Origin of the sequence: Nisaea sp., from assembly GCF_039990255.1 — a bacterium.
In the GTDB taxonomy this organism is placed as follows: domain Bacteria; phylum Pseudomonadota; class Alphaproteobacteria; order Thalassobaculales; family Thalassobaculaceae; genus Nisaea.
In genome coordinates this window covers 84336-103784 of sequence record NZ_JBDXGG010000007.1, presented here as the reverse complement: position 1 = coordinate 103784, position 19449 = coordinate 84336, and the positions used below count along the sequence as shown (strand labels likewise).

The window sequence follows — 19449 nt, the reverse complement described above, 5'->3', positions numbered from 1 at the left end:
GCTACACGGTTATGCACGTGAAAGCTCAAGGCTGGAGTCGGGAGCGTGAATTCTCGGCGATCAGCAAATTCATGTGGTTCTTACGCCCCAAGGGGTGGACGCCCTTCGACACTTATTCGTCCACATCCCTCGGGGTCGGCACAACACATGGAGACCCTCCAATTCGCTTCGCAGACTTCTATGCAAAACTGCATCGACGGAATTTCTCCGGGGTGTCCGTCGCGATCCAATCGGCTTTGAACAACGCTGGTTTTAGCTATCTCTATGGCGAGCGTGTCATCGACAAGGCTCTCTTGCTCGCGGGAGCTCCCGGGACCCGTTGGCGGTCCAACATCATCCGGAAAGGGCGGTCCTTCCTACGGAGCCTCCCACGGAATGCAGCCATAGATCTACAAGCCCTTGCTCGCCGGATCGCTGTCAGCTTCGACCATGACCCGTTTTTCACGGCCCCCGTCTAGGCCTAACCCGTAAGAGAATCGAATGGCCCGCTCACCGAAGAAGCCCATAGACGTCGAAACCCTCACGCATGACGAGGCGAGGCGACGGAACATTCCGACTGCTGAGTTGCAGGGGGTTATGGAGGAGGAAGATCGGAAGCCGATCCCGCTCGCTTACGAGCGTCAGGCTCGCAATACCGATCTCGATCCGCAGTTGGTCTGGCGGGGGAAGGATGAGCAGGACTGGTCCGATCTAATCGTTCAGGCTCCGCCGCTCTATATCCAGGAGAAGGTCCACCCCAAGGTCCTGATCGACGACCTGATCCAACGCACCAAGGAGGCTCGGGCGGAGGAGCAGGAAGACACGCCCGATCTGTTTGCCGATTTCAATGGCATCGATCCCGATGCAAAGGCGGAATTCTATTCTCACGATCAGAACTGGACCAACCGGATGATCCTGGGGGACAGCCTCCAGGTCATGGCCAGTCTGGCGGAACGGGAAGGGCTACGTGGACAGGTGCAATGCATCTATCTGGACCCGCCCTACGGAATCAAATTCAACTCGAACTTCCAATGGTCCACCACCAGCCGGGATGTGAAGGACGGAAACGCAGCCCACATCACCCGCGAACCGGAACAGGTGAAAGCCTTCCGCGATACGTGGCGAGACGGGATTCATTCGTACCTGACCTATCTCAGAGATCGACTGACGGTTGCCCGCGATCTTCTGACTGACAGCGGGTCAATCTTCGTTCAAATCGGAGATGAGAACGTGCACCGAGTTCGAGCCGTTATGGATGAAGTATTCGGAGAGGATAATTTCGTTTCCCAAATCTTTTTTTTGAGACAACATCCAACCTTGGCGGGCAATATCTTGGTGGAACAGGTGACTTCATCATCTGGTATGGAAAATCATCTCAATCTCTGAAGTTTAGACGACTATTTCGTTTAAGCGGAATTGAAGAAGACGCGGGAAATCGCTTTACTCGTGTGCAGGAGCCAAACCTTGTACGCAGGCCAATGTATCGAGGTGAGAAGCAAGACATCGCATCGCAAGAGAGCGACTTAAAGGTATATCGGCACGACAACCTAAAATCCCAGAGTGGCGGCGGAACAACTGACTTTGATTACGAGCATGAAGGAATACTATTCAAGAAGGGAAAGGGATTTTGGAAGACGAATTTGCAGGGCATGGATCGTCTCGCAAAGTCGTGGCGATTGGGTTATCCGACGCCAAACTCCTTAGCATACGTCCGATTCATCGATGACTTTCCCGTCTCTCCGATTTCCGATCTTTGGACAGATACTCAAACTGGAGCATTCACTGATGAGAAAGTTTATGTCGTTCAGACAAACACAAAAGTAATAGAACGCTGCCTTCTGATGGCTTCTGACCCAGGGGATCTTGTACTAGACCCCACATGCGGTTCCGGAACTACGGCTTTTGTTGCAGAACAGTGGGGTCGTCGCTGGATCACAATCGACACGTCACGGGTCTCTCTAGCGTTAGCACGTGCCCGAATAATGGGTGCTCGCTATCAATACTATCTTCTGGCGGACAGCCCAGAGGGCCAGCAGAAAGAAGCAGAAGTTAGCCGGACGACACCTTCAATGAGCTTGAGCCGAAGAGATATTCGGCAGGGGTTCGTTTATGAACGCGTCCCGCACATTATGTTAAATTCTATCACTCGAAACTCTGAAATCGACGTAATCTGGAATCGCTTTCAAGAAGCATTAGACCCACTTAGGGACAACCTGAACGCCGAGCTTCGTGAGAACTGGGAAGAGTGGGAAATTCCCCGTGAAGCGGGGAAGGACTGGCCGGAATCCGCGAAGACGGCTCATGCAAAGTGGTGGGAAGCCCGAATTGAGCGGCAGAAGGAGATCGATGCGTCCATCGCCACCAAGGCCGACCAGGAATTTCTCTACGACAAGCCCTATAGCGACAATTCCCGCGTTCGGGTTGCCGGGCCTTTCACTGTCGAGAGTCTCTCACCACACCGCACCCTGGCCATGGACCAGGATGACAGCCTGATCGACACGACGACCGCATCGGAGGGCAAACATGTCCCGGAGGGAATGGGCGAAGCCGATTTCGCGGCAATGATTCTGGAGAATCTGCGAACGTCCGGAGTGCAGCAGGCCCATAAAGAGGATCGTATCAGCTTCACCTCCCTCAACGGATGGCCGGGAGAATTCATCGCCGCCGAAGGTCGCTTCATGGAAGGCGACACCGAACGCAAGGCTGGCGTGCTCATCGGCCCAGAATTCGGCACCGTATCCCGAGCTGATCTGGTCGCAGCGGCCCGCGAGGCGGGGGATGCGGGGTTCGACGTGCTCATCGCCTGCGGCTTCAATTTCGATGCCCATTCGGAGGAGTTCTCCAAGCTCGGCCGGATACAAATCCTGAAGGCTCGGATGAACCCGGATTTGCATATGGCCGACGAGTTGAAGAACACGGGCTCCGGCAACCTCTTCGTCGTGTTCGGCGAACCGGATATCGAGATCGAGCCGGTCGAGGGGGACAAAATTCAGGTGAGGATCAAAGGGGTGGATGTATTCCACCCGCAAAGCGGCGAGATCACCTCAAGCGGTCCCGATGGGATCGCCTGCTGGTTCATAGACACCGACTATAACGAAGAAAGCTTCTTTGTCCGCCACGCCTACTTCCTCGGGGCCGCCGATCCCTACAAGTCGCTCAAGACCACGCTCAAGGCCGAGATCGACGCAGACGCCTGGGCGACGCTGAACAGCGATACCTCCCGCCCGTTCCCGAAACCTTCGTCGGGGCGTATCGCGGTGAAGGTCATCAATCATCTCGGGGACGAGGTGATGAAGGTGTTTGAGGTATCGAAATGGAATTAAAAAATATTCGAATTGAGAAATTCAAAAAAGCACGAGATGTGAGTCTCGATTTAGGTCGAGTAAACTATCTCGTTGGCGGAAATAATAGTGGTAAAAGCAGCATTCTTCAGGCGATTCATTGCTCTATCACTGCCGCCCAATCTCAAGTTAGAAACGAAGGCGCAACAGTCCTCGCCGAAGAAAGCCTCATATATGCACCTTCGAGCGATTTCAGTCTTCTTGGATATCGCCGTCCCTTTGAAAACCGAGCGGACGGCCACCGAGCAAAAATTACATTTAGTGGTGAGGCAGATGATGGTGCAGAGAGTACGTATTCTATCCAACTATATAAAGGTCGAAATAATAAAAATGTAGGCATCGAACGAAGTGGAAGGGTTGGAGGATTCGGACTGCATATATACTCAAATCTGACGCCATTCTCCGTTTTTGTCCCAGGACTCGCGGGAGTTTCTCATTTTGAAGAATTTAAGACGGAAGCTTATGTATTTCGTAGAATTGCTGGAGGAGAATCAAATTTATACCTGCGAAATGTACTTCTAATATTAAAAGAAAATGGACAATTAAATCAATTAACATCACTTTTAAGGGAATTATTTCCAGAATTAAAATTACTGGTTAATTTCGAATCAAAACGTGATCTATATATTGATGTCAAAGTTCAAACTGACAACACAGCGACCATGATCCCAATTGATTTAGTTGGAACTGGCGTGCTTCAGGCGATTCAAATTTTCGCATATGCCACGTTAGCTAATCCTACATTGCTTCTACTCGACGAACCGGATTCACACCTGCACCCATCCAATCAAACGCTTTTATCGAAGGCTTTCGAAATTTTAACCGAAAGAACCGGAACAAAAATCATACTTGCCACTCACAGCCGACACTTAATAAATGCAGCACCAGAGGATGCAAAGTTTTTTTGGGTAGATAATGGCACAATAAAACAAAATGACAATTCTGAGCTAATAAAGCTTTTAATGGAAATAGGAATCTTAGACGACGCTGATTCTATAATATACGATAATAATTCGTTAATTATCGCAACAGAAGATGAAAAATCAAATCCTCTTCGAATACTAATAAAAAAAGCAACTAACAGAGAATTCAATATTATAAAATTAAAAGGTGTTACGAATTCGGAAATTGCACAGAAAATTTTCGAGCAATTGATCCCATATATTCCTGGAAATCCAAAATTTATTTTTCATCGTGATAGAGATTTTATGACCGACGATGAAGTTAACAATTGGAAAGAAAGATTCGAGAGCGACGACATAAGGTGCTTCGTGACGGCTGGCTCTGATGTCGAATCATATTACTTGAATTTAGAGCATTTAGCCGAAATTAGTAACTTGGCCGAAGCGGATATTACAAATTTTATAAACGATATTTTACAAGAGAATGCGGATGAAATCCGCTCGAAATTCAGAAACAAAAGACAAGATATAAATCTAAAATTTCATCGTGACGGTGGTGGGCCACACACCAATGATTTGTTAGCTATTAACGATCTAACTACAAATCATGCTGTTGGAAAATTCTTAATTAAAAAGATAAGGGCTAATTCTGCAGAAGCTCTAGGAATTCATATTGACCCGATCTGTCCCTCTAATATTGAACTTGCTCCAGATTTGAGGGAATTAATCGATTCTATCTTCGAGAATAATTGATTGGTTAAATTTGGGTGATCGGGCATCACGACAATGTTTATCGCTGATCTGAGAGTTGATTTCCGGGCATCCTATCCGTTCTTGTTTTCGTATCTCAAAAACGAACGTTTCTGAGACATCTCGTCGTGACCCCGACAGCGACCTCGAAACGGACGGTCTACAGTTCTCATAACTGTATCTCGAAACTCGGCCTCTCGATCCCATGCCATTTGACGTTTTCGAGAATCGCTATGTCCCTTCGTGCAGCAGGGCCAGGTATCGGTGGTAGGCATAAACCCGGCCTCGTCGTTTACCGGTGATCTCCTCGACGATGCCCATCTTCTCCAGGTCAGCCAACGCGGCGTTCACCGTTGGTGTCGTCAGACCGGTGGCTGCTCTTGTGGCGGGGCCGGAGATAAACGGACGGGTCTGCATCGCCTCATGCACTCGTAAAGTTGACCCAGCTCGAACGCTCTCTGTTGAGATGCGGTCCCGATCCGTCCGAAAGAGCTCGTCGATACCCGTAGCGGTCTCGAATGCCTGATTCGCTATCTCGATGACACCATCCAGGAAGAACTCGATCCAAGCCTCCCACGACCCTCGTTCCCGTACCTCCTGGAGGAGGCGATAGTAGTCAGCTCGATGGGTTTTCAGGTAGAGGCTGAGATACAGCAGTGGCTGACGGATCACACCCGTCACGATGAGAAACAAGGTCACGAGCAAGCGACCGATACGTCCGTTGCCGTCCAGGAAGGGATGGATGCTCTCGAACTGGACATGCAGGAGTCCGGCTTTGATCAGTGCCGGGAGATTCGGCGTCTCGTCGTGCATGAAGCGTTCGAACTGATCGAGGCACAGAATCATCTCTGCCACCGGTGGCGGGACATAGATGGCGTTTCCGGGACGTGTTCCACCGATCCAGTTCTGAGTGGTTCGGAATTCTCCAGGCATCTTCGATCCGCCGCGTCCCTCACGTAGCAATCGCTCGTGCATCTCCCGAATCAACCGAAGGGAAAGCGGCAATGAGGACAAGCGGTCGAGCCCGTACATCATCGCGTCCACGTAGTTCGACACTTCTCGGATATCGTCGACCGGCTGGCCCGCCTCGGCATTCATTTCGAACAGAAGCAGATCGTCGAGGGTCGATTGGGTGCCTTCGATCTGCGAGGAAAGAACCGCCTCTTTGCGAACATACATGTACAGGAACAGCGGCTGATCAGGCAGTCTGGCCGCAACGCCGTCGAGGCGACCCAATGCCCTCTCCGCCTCAGCAAGTCGGGTCACGATAGCCGGGGTAAGCGTGAGCGGAGGCTCCGGAGGGAGCGACGGTGGAATGAACGACCGAACGATCTCGCCCCCCACCGGCGTTTCCACGTATTTGCCCAGGCGTGAGCTGGGTTGATTATCGCTGCTCATGCAGGCCATTTTACCAACCGCCCCTCGTTAGTAAAGCGAAGCGTGTTTTATTTTACTAACGAGGGGCGGTTGGTAAAATTGTGCTCTGATCCATTATTCAAATAAAAACTCCTATAAACACCCTGTATTATTTCCTCATTATAAATTTCATCAAGAATACACCGTAAAAATATTGACTTTATCTAGAAAATATACAATAATATACACTGAATTAATAAACACAGTATGTCGGTATGCAGATCGGATACTGTCGTGTTTCCACCATTGATCAGAATCCGAATCTTCAGCGAGACACCCTAAGCAACGCAGGTTGTGAACGGTTGTTCGAAGACCGCATGACCGGTACCAAGAAGGATCGACCAGGTCTGACCGAAGCCCTCGCGTTCGCCCGTCCCGGGGACACGATCACGGTTTGGCGGCTCGACCGCCTGGGTCGATCCCTCAAAGACCTCCTCGAAATCGTTGCCGACCTTGAAGGACGCGGTGTCGGGCTCCGCTCCCTCACCGAATCCATCGATACGTCGAGCAGTGGCGGTCGATTGATCTTCTCCATCTTCGGTGCCATCGGCGAGTTCGAGCGGAATCTGATTCGCGAACGAACTCTTGCCGGGCTGGACGCAGCACGTCGTCGAGGTCGAACGGGAGGGCGACCCAAGGCACTCTCCGAACGCGATGTCCTGGCCGCAAAGGCGATACTCAACGAAGACAACCTTACAGTCGCCGAGGTAGCCGGTCGCTTGGGTGTCAGCGTACCCACACTCTATAGACATGTTCCCGGTGGGCGTGCCGCATTGACGATATCGTTGGCCGACTAATTAAGCCAGAATCACAACCAAAGAGAGGTTGAAGCGGAGGATACCCACAGGGTCACCATACTGTCGCGGGCAAGCCAAGATCGAACACAACACCACCAAACAGGTATTCACGATCTCTCGCGGCGACAGCCAGTGGGCACATGTATCGTCGACGCCACGACAGATGAGGGCAGAAAACCACTACGAGTTCACCGCAGAGCACGACGCACTCGGCACGCTCACGTGGTCCGTTTGGAAATACCCGGAAGACGTCTACAACGAACAAGAAACCGATTCGGGTCCCCATAAGGTCATCGAAAACCTGGGCGTCGGCATCAATCCCTAGAACGACGTGATCATTGACGAACAGTCGGCTTCGCGGCTGACCGCCACGAATCCACGGATGGTTGATCTACTAATCGAATGGGATCAGGCGGCACGAGTTCGTAGCGAAGGCTTGGTTCGAGGCCGAGTTTCTGGCGAAGCCCTTTCGAGAGAGACATTATTTAGAAACCATCAGCGGGTGAAACGCAGTTTCTCGCGACGATGATTTTATCCATATTGAGGTAGAGGGTTTGCGTGAGACGCTTGCGTCGGGAGCGAATGCTCTACCTCGACATGGAGAAAGGCAGGAACCACTAGCATAGTACCTACCTACTGGAGCATCTCGGCTCCATTCGCGAGAGCGATCCCTACTCAACTCATTGAATTTTAGTAATTTCGATAGTCAAAATACGTCCAGAGAGCGTCGGGCGTTCCCTTGGTGGAGACTTCGCCCGGACCTTTATTGGACTTTTTCAGATATCTCCATACATATCGAGAAACACGACCAAATGGAGAATATCGCGTATGTCCCGAACGATCACCCACAAAGACAAGCACTACGTTTCAATGACCAAAACCGAGCTGAAGGCAATCATCTCAGCCATGGCGGAGATGGCATCGATAGATGACCTCGACGACCGAACCAGCCGTAATCTCCAACTAATGCAAAAGGCAGTTCTCGTTCGAGGAAAGAATCCGAGCCGGGACACCCTCTACTACTTTTTAAAGAATTGCCATACGCTCGAAATCGATACCCGGTACCTCAAACGTGATTCCTCCAACAAGGGAGAGCGTTCGAGATTGGTGATGAAAATGGAAGCCAGTGGGCACCAAAGCGGAAGGACGACCGCGTCGCGTTCTACAACGCCCGTCGCGAGTTCTGCCTCCATCTCTATCAGAAGTCATTAGAAGCTCTCGGCTTCAACGAAACGACCGTCCCGAATCCGATACCGGGTGCGATGAATGAGGCGTTCGAGGAGGTCGCCGAGCCATATTTTCGAGCCCTCGCAGTCATGCAGGACGAAGCAACACAGGATCGCATTGAATACAGGGACCTCATCGTGGGGGTGCGACAGACGCATTCCGAATTGGCCAAACTGGCGAACGATGTACGAGAGAAATGGTACGAGAAATTCGATAAACGCCTCACAAGAGTTGAAGAAAACATCAACCTGCTGTTCTCGAAGCTAGGGGAACTAGATCAACCCCAAGCCGCCTAGAAGGCCATCCCTCGCGTCGACATGGGCGAACACTCACCAAGCTCGACAGCCCTCCCCAGCCATTGCGAATGGAGCCTGGATCGCTTCGTCGAGAGGATTTCGAAGTCCAGCGACTGCTCATCGAACACACCGCACTGGTGCCCGAGTGTGCTGTACTCGAACGACGTGGCGATGACCTTCTGTGGCCATCCTCGACCCCAGGTCCGGAAGTGATCCCAGAACAAGCGGAACGCCTTCTTGTCCATCTTGGTGAGATCGCCACGCAGCTCGGCATGGGCATCGCAGAACCGGGTCAGCATCGGCTCGCGTTCCTCCTCTGCCGCCGCGATGATCATCCAGGACAGAATCAACCCGCACATGGCGATCTGACCCGGACGCGGTGCGATGGTGAACCGGTAGTCTCGCAACCACTCCTCTTGAGCCGTCTCGATGGCCCATGACGCCCGGTCACCTTCAATCAACTGAAGACGACCGAGGATCGAGAACGCCATCATACCGTCGTCGTTCGGATGTCCTCGTCCGATCAGAATTTCCCCGGTGATCGTGCCCATGTTGGTCCTCCGCAGTCGGTGTCACCAAAAAGGGGTGACGCCACGCGGCATCACCCCTTGATCGAAAGGCGGAGCACCGACGCCGGTGTCCGCTATGATTCCTGTCAGGACCCGATATGGGTGGCGAAGAATTCGACCGTCCGGGTCAGGCCGTCCGTCGCGGCATGCCCATTGCGGCCGATGTGAGCACCTCGCTTGGCACAACCCTTCACCATTTCGCCGACAAACTTGGTCCACGACTTGCCGACCGAGACGTACTCACCGGCCCGCTCCTCGCCGTCATCGCCGATCACCTGCTGCGGACACTCGTTGAACTGCCAGGCCTGTTCGTACCACCACACATCCCGGTCGCTGATGAAGCCGTGACGGGCGTTGTCATACTTCACGATCTCGACCGTGGCACCGTTGTTCCGCATGCCCTCGGCGTTGATGTCGCAGAATGCAGGATCGGTATAGTCGTCAGCGGCACCGACCAACATCAGCACCGGAGCACCGGTCGCCACGTGATTCTCGAACTTCGATCCGCATCCCGGATAGATCGGCACATGTGCGGCGAATCTCGGTCCACCCGGCAACACCTTCGAGGTGAAGGCTTCGTTCGCCGTGAGATTGGACACCGTGCCGCCGAACGAGAATCCGGTGACGCCGATCTTCGCCGGATCGACATCCGGACACTTGGCGAGGGCGTCGAGAGCCATCAGAGCATCGACGACACGCGAGGCACGAGAAAGCTGACCCTGATTCCGCGTCGTCTCGCTGATGCCGCGACCCGAATAGCTGTCGGCGAAGAAGCTGCCGATACCCTTCGCCAGGAGTGCGTCGCGGAGATCGTCCTTCCAGGGCTGATAGTTCGGATGATCCGGCTGGCCGGACCCGTGCTGCACCACCACGACCGGATGACGGCCTTCGATCTTCGGCAGGTAGAGGGTGCCGGTCAGCGTGTGCGAGGTCTTCTTCCAGGAGCCCTGGTACACGTTCCGCATGAAGTCCATGTCGTAGCCGACATACGAGACATCGGTCTTCGTGTACGGCAGCTCGACCTTCGCGGTCTGCTCGGTCGCGACCGGCGGCGAGGACGCGGTCGATCCGCCGTTCGCCGTGGTCTGACCCGTGGTCTGACATCCGGCCAACGCCAGCATTCCGGCAACGACGACGCCCGCACCCAATCTCGATCTCAACGATACTCCGTTCATGCATTTCCTCCTGTGGTCATGACGACTGTTCGGTCCCGCCGAAGCACCCTGGCGAAGCCGGTTTAGTTGGTGATGGAAGGGAAGGACCGGCATCAGGACGACGCCGGGAATCAGAAGGAAACTCAGCCTCCAGCTTGCTTGCGAGGCAGGTACTTGCGGGGAACGCCGTCGACATAGCGATCCGGCCACAGCGTCTCCGGCTTCTCGTCGAGGGCATCGGCGATGATGCGTTCCATCTCCGGCCAGGAGACCCGCAACGCCCGAGCAGCAGAGTTCGCGTGATAACCATGGCGACGCGACAACTCGGCCAGGGACAGGCCCCGACGCTGAAGCTCGCCTTTGATCCGGATCGAATCCCAAGCATCGTCAGTTTGTTCTTGACGAAGAACATCCATTAATGCACGTTTCCCCGTATATTGAGCATCTACAAGATAGTTCGCTCATATACACGAAATTTCGTACTATGTCCATGCTCTGGGCTGGACGAGGTGTGTCCTCATGGAAGGCTTGGCTGAGCGGTTGAGAGAGGCGAGGCAACGACTGGGTCTCACTCAAGCGAAACTCGCGGAAGAATTCGGCATACCCTACAGAACCGTCCAGGATGGCGAGCTGGGCCACTCCATGCCTGGAGCAAAGGTCTTGGAGGTTTACGCACGGCACAACGTGGATGTGAACTGGCTGCTGACCGGAAAACAGGTCAACCCGGCGGACGGGGAATCAGAAACACCGACAGAGAGGCTGACGCGTCCGATCAAGGGCAAGCGCTTTCGCATCCGAAGCAGAAAACTGGTCCGAATTCCCCACTATGACCCGCTCGACCCAGACAGCTTCAATCCAGAGAACCCGGATAGTGTGCTCTCCATCGATCCATCGAGGCTGACGGCTTACAACGTCGATTATGCTCTCCTGGGACGCGAAGACGCGGAACTCGCCACCACAACGGTGATCGACGAACGAGCCAGCAATGGTCTCAAGAAGGGCACACTGGTGCTGTTCGATACGTCGGAACGCGGTTCGTTTCTAGCAGATCGCCTTGTTCTTCGCGATGGTAAGTCTCTAGCCGTATCGACGATGGAGCTTGTGCGTCAGAAGCAAACAATTCTCGGAAGAATTGCGTACGCCTTTACCCCACAGTCACAACCATCTTTACGTTAGCCTTCCGACGACACGTCAGCCTGTGGCTTGGTACATGCAGGTGGTACAAGCTCGACATACAACACGATATCCCATGTCATTTCAGTAATCCTGAAATGCGTTGATATTCATGAAGTTACAGGAAAATCAGCGCTCGATGAGACATGCTGTCTGACTAATCCTCTCGGGTGCGCCATTAAATCAAAGCATTTAAGCGGTTAACTTAAACGTTGTGGGCTACAGGTCTCGATTCCGGATGGCGCAGCTCTGCTTGAGTGATCGGATTGAGGAGAGATCAAGGGGCTTTACTCAGGCCAGAGGGCCGTGCCCGGATAGAACTGGGACCAGGCAAACCAGAAGGCTTGATGGCTGCCGAGGTCGGATCCGTCCGAACCCACGGCCTTGACACCACCGCCGTCCAGCTGCAGTCGGATATTCTCGAAAACGATCTTCTCACCCTTCGTCAGCGCAGCGACCGCTTTGCTCCGTTGAAATGCCACAGGTTGTCCGGAGGCAGTGACGGCACCGATGATATCCTCGTGCACTGGAAGCTGCGGATCGACATCGCCGACCGGAAATATCGGACCATCTTTATCCCGGCCACTGCGGAAATCGAAGTTCCGGCCAAGCGCCAACGCTTCGACCAATACCGTCGTTTCCGGGTGCGCTTTCTTCCAGGCGCCCCACTCAGCCGTGACGACACTCACCTGTTTCAGCTGCAGATTCCTCTTATGAAGCCGGCCTGTAACCGCCCTTCCGAAAAATGTGTCGAATACCGAGTATGTATTGACGTCATACATCACTTTGTTGGAACGGATCAGCAGCCCGGAAGTGCGAAGGACCGGCCGCTCGATACCGGTGGGCAAACCGTCGGTGAAATAGGCCTGGGCGGCTCCGCAGAGGGTGCAATAGGGAATGCCGAGATGCCGTCCGCCCAGGATATCGTTCACCATTTCGCGGACTTCCATGATGCGCCTTGGATAAGCTCTGTACTCGCCGTTGACCGCAATGCCGAAGACGATGTCATCATCCTTCAACCAGGTAGCATCTTCGGCGCTGCTCACCTCGGGATTGTCCGCAGCGGGGATGCAGTTGCACGGCTCATCAGTTGTATCGTAGGCGCGGTCGTCGATCTTCACTCCGCCCCAGGAGACGTGCCGCCAGTCGATATCGCCCTCAACAAAGATCTTTTCCCAGCCCGGCACAAAGCTGGTGAAAATCGCGCGTTTGGCGTCGAGATAGCCAGGCGGTGCCTGAATGTCCCAAGCGATGAGATGATCGGTTACTACTCCCCAGTGGTTCTCCTGAATTTGACCTATCCCCAGCAAACTGGACGCGACATCGGAGAAGAGCACACTGAGAGCAGGGTCATGGACGAAACGCATAAGGTCGCTGACGATCCAGGCGATCCGGGGGTCTCCCGAGACAAGTATCACTTTGAGGGCTGCAACCTGTTCCGGTCCCCAAGTTCCCTTAATGACACTGTCGATGAAGACTACCTTCACAGCGGCTTTCAGCTCTTTGGAGAAAGGCCCCTCCGGTATCACTGGGGGCATACCGAATTTCTCGATTACATGGTCAGGTAGAGTCCTTGTTTCCTGACCTGCGCTCTGCGCGCCCGACGCCTCGCCACAGAACAGAGACGGCACCACCGCCAGCAAAATCAAGAAGGCGCTAATCCGAAGCCTGATCACCGGTCGCGCTCCCAAAGTCACAAACAGTTTCATGAACAGCCCATTCCATTACCTGCTTTTCAGCGGACACCGGTTAACAATGCCGCCCCAGTTGGCGGCGTCATGAGTAGCGGCGCCAGGCCGACACGGGCTTTCGCCATTCGTGGCGAGCCAAATACTATTGGGCGGCCGTGTCGCGGCGACGGCCAATCACGATAGATCAGTAATCTGCGAGGCTGCCAGCATGGCCGCCGGGATGTTTAGACGCGTTCGATCAACTCGAACACATCGTCCATATCCTGGTCGCAGGTGCATTAGGATTTGTTCTGGGCGCGCTTGATCTTAGGCTATGAGAAGAAGCTTTTCATGTCCGCTAAACATTAAAGGCGCAATTGCTTACCCTTGGCAGCAAGGCCAATATCAGTGCGGGAGAGACTTCCAGATGCGTTTTGCGTTCTTCGTTGCGATTGTCGCGGCGGCTTTCATCTCGTTCGGCCTCGGACTTGCCGGCTTTTTTTGGGGATGGATCGTTCTCGCCATTGCCGGGCCGCTGACACTTCTCGGCATGTGGGACCTGAGCCAGAGCCGGCACAGCCTGTTGCGCAACTACCCCGTGATCGCCCATATGCGCTGGCTGTTCGAGGGCATTCGCCCGGAAATTCGCCAGTATCTGATCGAAAGCGACGCCGATGCCTTCCCTTTCAACCGGGAGCAAAGGTCTCTCGTCTATCAACGCGCCAAGCAGGCGCAGGAAACGGTTCCTTTTGGCACACAGCTGGACGTCTACAAGGCGGGGTACGGGTATTTCATGCACTCCCTCGCACCGGTGCATCCAAGGAACAACAATTTCCGCCGCCGCGTCGGCGGGCCGGATTGCACGCAGCCCTATGATATTTCCCTCCTCAATATCTCGGGAATGAGCTTCGGCGCCCTCAGTGCCAACGCGATAGCAGCGCTCAACCGGGGCGCCGCCACCGGTGGCTTCGCGCACGACACGGGCGAGGGTTCGATCTCGCCGCATCACCGGCGTTTTGGCGGCGATCTGATCTGGCAGATCGGCTCGGGTTATTTCGGCTGCCGCACCGCGGACGGCATGTTCGATGCGGAAAAATTCGCCGCGACGGCTGCCGACCCTCAGGTCAAGATGGTGGAGCTCAAGCTTTCCCAGGGCGCGAAACCCGGCCATGGCGGCGTTCTGCCGGCCTCCAAGATCACACCCGAAATCGCCGAGACACGCGGCATCCCGATGGAACAGGATTGTGTTTCACCGGCCGCGCATCCCGCTTTCTCGACCCCGCACGGACTTGTCGCCTTCCTCGGCGAGCTGCGCCGGCTGTCAGGCGGCAAGCCGGTCGGCTTCAAGCTCTGCGTCGGCCATCCGCACGAGTTCATGGCGATCTGCAAGGCGATGATCGCGCAAGAAACCTATCCCGACTTCATCGTGGTCGACGGTAAGGAAGGCGGTACCGGTGCGGCTCCCGTGGAGTTCACCAACAGTCTCGGCATGCCGTTACGCGAAGGGCTGCATCTCGTGCATATGACGCTCGTTGGCGCTGGAATTCGGGAACATATCCGGATCGGTGCCAGCGGAAAGATCATCTCCGGCGCGGACATTGCCACCGCCATCGCGCTCGGCGCCGACTGGTGCAACGCGGCCCGCGGTTTCATGTTCTCGATCGGCTGCATCCAGGCCCGCGCCTGCCATACCAACCGCTGCCCGACCGGCGTGGCAACTCAGGACCCGTCACGCCAGCGCGGCCTCTCCGTCGAGGACAAGTACATGAGGGTCGCGAACTTCCATCGCAACACACTGCGCGGCTTCGCCGAGATGCTTGGAGCGATGGGCCTGGACGAGCCAAGCCAGATACGGCCAGAAACGCTGCACATCCGCGCAACCGACCCCGCAAGCATCCTGCACCACCGGCTGGCACCGGGGCAGCTCTTCGAGGAGAATTGCCCGGACGCCTTCGCTGCCCCGTGGAACCTCGCCCGGGCCGACGATTTCCGTCCGGCTGACGTGATGGAATTCAGAGAGTCCGGCGCTCATGCGGCGACCGGGAAACAACCATAAGCACTCTTCGGCCTGCGTCGCGCAGATGATCCTTCTGGTTTAATCCGAACGATGGAGATTATCGATCGGACCGATGCCCCGTAACCGAAGCAAAATATTCCGGAGACCACGCAGCGCTCTGTAAACACAAGCCGAAAGTCCGGATGAGCGGTGCAGCATCAAACCAGCCCTTGTCAGCAGACTTGCAGGTGCACCGAACGTCGCCAGAAAAGAAATCGCTCCTGCACCGTGATAAATCGCACCGTCAGCGAAAATCACCATCCCCTCATCAAGATCAAGCCCCTCTGTCCGCGCTCTCTTGCACGCTTGATGATCTGGCGCGGCGCGGGCATTCACAAGGTTCAAAAACCCATATTCTTTCTTGATGGCGAATGCATGAGCGGTTGAACGGCAGACAGGACAGTCGCCGTCATAGATCAACCAGAAACCTTCAAGATCGGAACTCATTCTAACTGTGCGGCCATCAGCGCAAAACCAACTGGAAAGGCGACTATAGGCCAGCCCACGGAAAACAGCGTCAGGTGAATTGTCTCCGCATTGCAACGGAACGGCGAGAATTACCTGCGTCAAGCTCAACCCGCCCCATACATTGCGCCGTTCAGCCTTCGCTTTCCGGATCACATCTGTTGACCCGTCCGCAAATTCGGATATGAAACGTGCCGAATTCCATTCTACAGAATGCGACCGTTTCCCAGACGGGATGCAAATTGAACAAACATTTCGATAAGCCACAGAAAAACAATTTCCAGGAGGACACCATGAAGCGTTGGATTTTGGGTGCCGTTGCCGCGGCTGCTCTCGTTGCCGCGCCGATCCAGGCCTTTGCCGAGACGACCATCCGGGTCACGCTGCAGCTGCCGGAGAAGCACTCCCTCGGCCAGAACTGGCTTGAATTCAAGCGCATCGTCGAAGAAAAGTCCAGCGGTGACATGCAGATCCAGCTGTTCCCGTCGGCCCAGCTTTTCAAGGACAAAGAAGTGCCCGGCGCCGTCGGCTCCGGTGCGGTCGAGGCAGGCTCCGCGTTCATTGGCCGGTTCGCCGGTTCCGTCCCGACAGTCGACGTGGTTTCCATCCCGTTCATCTTCGAGAGCGAGGCGCATGTCCGCGCCGCGGTCGCACCGGGTTCCGCGATGCGCAAAGAGCTCGATGCCTCGATCCTGAAGGAGACCAACAACAAGATTCTCTGGTGGCAGGCTTTCGGTCTGAACATCTATCTCGGCAAGGATGCGCCGATCGTCGAGCCGTCCGACCTGAAGGGCAAGAAAGTCCGGACCTATGGCAAGATCCAGGGCTGGACCGTCGAGGCCCTTGGCGGCGCGCCGACCCTAATGTCCGGCTCCAAACAGTTCCTGGCCTACCAGCAGGGTGCGGTCGATGTCGGCATGACCGGCGCCTCCGCCGTGAAGTCGCGCAAGCTTTACGAAGTCATGGATCACATGACCCTGACCTATGACACCGCAATCGAGTTCGTCGCCGTGATGAACAAGGACTTCTACGAAGGCCTGACCGACGCCCAGAAGAAGATCATCGACGATGCCTCCCGCGAGGTTGAACAGAAGCTGCGCGACGAAATCTTCGCCCAGCAGGCCGCCGCCGTCGACGAAGCCCGCAGCAAGATGAATGTCGTCGCGCTGACCGACGCACAGCGCGCCGCCTGGGCACAAGCCACCGCCGGCATCGTCGACCGCTTCGTCAAGGAGAACGGCGACAAGGGTGCCGCAGCCGTGAAGGCCGTCAAGGCCGCGGCCAGCCACTAAATCGAGCGATACCGGGGGCTGGACTGGCCTGCCTCCGGCACCTCATTCCGCAACACCATCCGAAGAAAGAAGCCGGTATGTTTGTGCGCTGGGTAGACGCCCTTTCCGAGTTCGTCGGCAAGATCTGCGCCTGGAGCCTGGTCGCCGTCGGCTTCTTCATCACCTTCGAGATCGTGATGCGTTACGTTTTTAATGCGCCGACCATCTGGGTCGACGAGGTCAGTCGCATCCTGCAGATCTGGGTAGTCTACCTCGCTGCCGCCTTCGTGCTGAAACACCGCGAGATGGTCACCATTGAGCTGATCCTGCGCAATCCGAACACAGTCTGGCGCAGGCTTGCCGAAACCTTCGCCATCCTGGTCATGTTCCTGTTTGCCGGGGTCGCGATCTATTACGGATTCTCGCTCTGGCTGCACGACACGCTGGCCGGGCACACCACCGACACATATCTCGCCCCGCCGAAATGGTTCACCCAGGCACCGGTCTGGCTCGGCAACTCCCTGCTTGTCCTGCAGAGTTTCGCCCAACTCGTCCGTGTCTGGACCGAAGAGCTGCCTGAAGACGATGTGCTGGAAGGCGCGCACTGATGGAAGCCTTCCTGATCCTGACAGCACTGGTCGCCCTGCTGCTGCTGCGCACACCCGTCGCCTTCGCTCTCGGTGGGCTTGGCGTTATCCTGCTCGCCCTCAAAGGCTTGCCCATGGTGGCGGTGCCGCAGCGCCTGCACGGCTCCATGGACAGTTTCGAGCTGCTGGCCGTGCCGATGTTCCTCTTAATGTCGAACGTACTGCTGAAGGGTGGCGTCGGCCGCGATCTTTATGCCGCCGTGCAGAGCTGGGTCGGTCACTGGCCAGGCGGCCTCGGCGTTGCGACCATCCTGTCCTGCACCTTGTTCTCAGCCATCTCCGGCTCGTCCGTCGCGACGGCCGCGACGATCGGAACAGTTGCCATCCCGGAGATGGTGGCGCGCGGCTACGACCGGCGTTTCGTTTTCGGCATGCTGGCCGCCGGCGGCACGCTTGGTATTCTAATCCCGCCATCGATCCCGCTCATCATCTACGGCGTGATCTCGGAAACCTCCATTCCAACCCTTTTCCTGGCCGGGATCGGCCCCGGCCTCTTCCTGGCCGGCGTCTTCACGCTCTACGGCATGGCCTATGCACGCTTCTCAGGCTCTTACGAGCCGGTGGACCGGGCGAGCTGGAGCGAACGGGGCATCGCCACCCTGGGCGCCCTTCCGACCATCCTGCTGGCCGCCGCTGTGGTTGGCTCGATCTATCTCGGTATCGCCACCCCATCGGAAAGCGCCGGGCTCGGTTTCGTGGTCGCCCTCATAATCACGTTCGCCATGGGCCGGATGGACTGGCCAAAGCTCAAGGAAGCGGTGGAAGCCTCGCTCAGGACCTCCGTGATGGTGCTGATCATCGTTGCCGGCGCCAAGGTGTTCTCGTACGCCATCACACTTTACCTGATCCCGCAGTCGATCTCGGCGCTGCTGACCGAGAGCATCTCGACGCCGGGCCTCTTCATGCTCGCCGTCGGAGCTGTGCTGCTGATCATGGGCTTCTTCCTGGAAAGCCTGTCGATGCTACTGATCATGGTGCCGGTCATGCTGCCCGCCGTGCTCAACATGAACATCGACCCGATCTGGTTCGGCATCTTCTTCGTTGTGCTGATCGAGACCGCACTGATCACGCCGCCGGTCGGGATGAACCTGTTTGTCATCCAGGCCGTCGGCAAGGCGAGCCTGCAGGATGTCGCGCGCGGCGCTGTTCCGTTTGCCGTCATCATGCTGGCAACAGCTGTGTTGCTCTGGTTCTGGCAGGATCTGGCGCTCTATATCCCGTATCAGCTGATGCGCTAGGCCCCATCAAAACAGAACAAGCACTACGCGTCTCGGTCCGATGCGAGCCACTCGAGTGCATCTTCGAGGTGCAGAAATCCCCGTCGCTGCATGGGCACATGATCGACACCATAGACCGACCAAAGACGGGCAATGAGCATTGCTCCGCGATCAGGCAACAGACTTGCCGATCTTGTGTTCCTCCGCCCTGAGTGGCGCGCGATAAAACGGTTGGTGATTTCCATTTCCGCTATCGTGTACTGCGACAGATCGGCCTCCCGAAGATCCCATAGAACGGGAATTCCAGCAGCATACTCCTCATATTCATTAAGCGCTTCCATACCAGCCCCGACAACCGCGCCGGTCAGAACTCCCTGAACCTTGATTGTCAGGAAATGAATGCCGTTTTGATAGATGAGGTCTGTCTCTATCACCCGATTCATTAATCCATGTATTTTTTACCAGAATATGCGCGTAACATAATATGCGCAATGCCATTCCCTCTAACGAGACTTAAAT

At 55.5% G+C, this 19449-nt stretch carries 18 protein-coding genes; 11 read left to right on the top strand and 7 right to left on the bottom strand.

The genetic code is table 11. The features are described 5' to 3' along the window. Positions 1 to 480: 480 nt before the first annotated feature. The 3 genes from ABJ076_RS05225 to ABJ076_RS05215 all read left to right on the top strand — a co-directional run bounded on the left by ABJ076_RS05225 (position 481) and on the right by ABJ076_RS05215 (position 4975). Positions 481 to 1365 carry a DNA methyltransferase gene (locus tag ABJ076_RS05225; protein ID WP_348187169.1) on the top strand — a complete coding sequence of 295 codons (885 nt, stop codon included), beginning with the start codon at positions 481 to 483 and terminating at the stop codon, positions 1363 to 1365. Positions 1366 to 1457: 92 nt separating this feature from the next. Continuing rightward, the gene (locus ABJ076_RS05220; protein ID WP_348187171.1) at positions 1458 to 3302 is read left to right on the top strand and encodes a DNA methyltransferase; all 1845 of its coding nucleotides are present in this window, start codon (positions 1458 to 1460) and stop codon (positions 3300 to 3302) included. Beyond that, on the top strand, positions 3293 to 4975 hold the full coding sequence (locus ABJ076_RS05215; protein ID WP_348187173.1) for an AAA family ATPase: 1683 nt from the start codon (positions 3293 to 3295) through the stop codon (positions 4973 to 4975). Before ABJ076_RS05220 ends, ABJ076_RS05215 begins: the two co-directional genes overlap by 10 nt. A 228-nt stretch (positions 4976 to 5203) precedes the next feature. On the opposite strand, the gene ABJ076_RS05210 is transcribed toward ABJ076_RS05215, so the two are convergent. Further along, complete coding sequence (locus ABJ076_RS05210; protein ID WP_348187175.1) at positions 5204 to 6316, bottom strand: Fic family protein; 1113 nt, start codon at positions 6314 to 6316, stop codon at positions 5204 to 5206. A 287-nt stretch (positions 6317 to 6603) separates the two neighbouring features. Between ABJ076_RS05210 and ABJ076_RS05205 the strand changes: the two genes are divergently transcribed. From ABJ076_RS05205 to ABJ076_RS05195, 3 genes are all read left to right on the top strand, one after another. After that, positions 6604 to 7185: a recombinase family protein gene (locus ABJ076_RS05205; RefSeq protein ID WP_348187177.1), complete on the top strand. Its 582-nt coding sequence runs from the start codon at positions 6604 to 6606 to the stop codon at positions 7183 to 7185. Between the two features lie 828 nt (positions 7186 to 8013). Beyond that, a complete protein-coding gene (locus tag ABJ076_RS05200) occupies positions 8014 to 8397 on the top strand; it encodes a hypothetical protein (RefSeq protein ID WP_348187179.1) in 384 nt (127 codons plus the stop codon). Between the two features lie 104 nt (positions 8398 to 8501). Next, on the top strand, positions 8502 to 8708 hold the full coding sequence (locus ABJ076_RS05195; RefSeq protein ID WP_348198852.1) for a hypothetical protein: 207 nt from the start codon (positions 8502 to 8504) through the stop codon (positions 8706 to 8708). Here ABJ076_RS05195 and ABJ076_RS05190 read toward each other — a convergent pair. The 3 genes from ABJ076_RS05190 to ABJ076_RS05180 all read right to left on the bottom strand — a co-directional run bounded on the left by ABJ076_RS05190 (position 8705) and on the right by ABJ076_RS05180 (position 10847). Beyond that, complete coding sequence (locus ABJ076_RS05190) at positions 8705 to 9259, bottom strand: hypothetical protein (protein WP_348187183.1); 555 nt, start codon at positions 9257 to 9259, stop codon at positions 8705 to 8707. The two genes, ABJ076_RS05195 and ABJ076_RS05190, sit on opposite strands and share 4 nt — an antisense overlap. A 104-nt stretch (positions 9260 to 9363) precedes the next feature. Beyond that, positions 9364 to 10452, bottom strand: coding sequence for a dienelactone hydrolase family protein (locus ABJ076_RS05185; RefSeq protein WP_348187185.1), 1089 nt, complete (start codon positions 10450 to 10452; stop codon positions 9364 to 9366). A gap of 122 nt (positions 10453 to 10574) precedes the next feature. Then, a complete protein-coding gene (locus tag ABJ076_RS05180) occupies positions 10575 to 10847 on the bottom strand; it encodes a helix-turn-helix domain-containing protein (protein WP_257771579.1) in 273 nt (90 codons plus the stop codon). Between the two features lie 103 nt (positions 10848 to 10950). Between ABJ076_RS05180 and ABJ076_RS05175 the strand changes: the two genes are divergently transcribed. Continuing rightward, positions 10951 to 11607 (top strand): helix-turn-helix transcriptional regulator, encoded by a 657-nt coding sequence (locus ABJ076_RS05175; RefSeq protein WP_348187187.1) that lies wholly within the window; start codon positions 10951 to 10953, stop codon positions 11605 to 11607. A 284-nt stretch (positions 11608 to 11891) separates the two neighbouring features. Here ABJ076_RS05175 and ABJ076_RS05170 read toward each other — a convergent pair whose 3' ends face one another. Next, positions 11892 to 13313 carry a DUF3179 domain-containing (seleno)protein gene (locus ABJ076_RS05170; protein WP_348187188.1) on the bottom strand — a complete coding sequence of 474 codons (1422 nt, stop codon included), beginning with the start codon at positions 13311 to 13313 and terminating at the stop codon, positions 11892 to 11894. 388 nt (positions 13314 to 13701) lie between these two features. On the opposite strand from ABJ076_RS05170, the gene ABJ076_RS05165 reads away from it, so the two are divergent. After that, positions 13702 to 15330, top strand: a complete 1629-nt coding sequence (locus tag ABJ076_RS05165; protein WP_348187189.1) for an FMN-binding glutamate synthase family protein — start codon at positions 13702 to 13704, stop codon at positions 15328 to 15330. A gap of 39 nt (positions 15331 to 15369) precedes the next feature. On the opposite strand, the gene ABJ076_RS05160 is transcribed toward ABJ076_RS05165, so the two are convergent. Beyond that, the gene (locus tag ABJ076_RS05160) at positions 15370 to 16062 is read right to left on the bottom strand and encodes a DCC1-like thiol-disulfide oxidoreductase family protein (RefSeq protein ID WP_348198851.1); all 693 of its coding nucleotides are present in this window, start codon (positions 16060 to 16062) and stop codon (positions 15370 to 15372) included. A gap of 26 nt (positions 16063 to 16088) precedes the next feature. Between ABJ076_RS05160 and dctP the strand changes: the two genes are divergently transcribed. From dctP to ABJ076_RS05145, 3 genes are all read left to right on the top strand, one after another. After that, positions 16089 to 17087 (top strand): TRAP transporter substrate-binding protein DctP, encoded by a 999-nt coding sequence (gene dctP, locus ABJ076_RS05155; RefSeq protein WP_348187191.1) that lies wholly within the window; start codon positions 16089 to 16091, stop codon positions 17085 to 17087. 77 nt (positions 17088 to 17164) lie between these two features. Then, positions 17165 to 17674, top strand: a complete 510-nt coding sequence (locus ABJ076_RS05150) for a TRAP transporter small permease (protein WP_348187193.1) — start codon at positions 17165 to 17167, stop codon at positions 17672 to 17674. Further along, the gene (locus ABJ076_RS05145) at positions 17674 to 18951 is read left to right on the top strand and encodes a TRAP transporter large permease subunit (protein WP_348187195.1); all 1278 of its coding nucleotides are present in this window, start codon (positions 17674 to 17676) and stop codon (positions 18949 to 18951) included. The genes ABJ076_RS05150 and ABJ076_RS05145 overlap by 1 nt, the downstream gene beginning before the upstream one ends. Positions 18952 to 18974: 23 nt before the next feature. Here ABJ076_RS05145 and ABJ076_RS05140 read toward each other — a convergent pair whose 3' ends face one another. Continuing rightward, a complete protein-coding gene (locus ABJ076_RS05140) occupies positions 18975 to 19364 on the bottom strand; it encodes a hypothetical protein (protein ID WP_348510423.1) in 390 nt (129 codons plus the stop codon). Positions 19365 to 19449 lie beyond the last annotated feature (85 nt).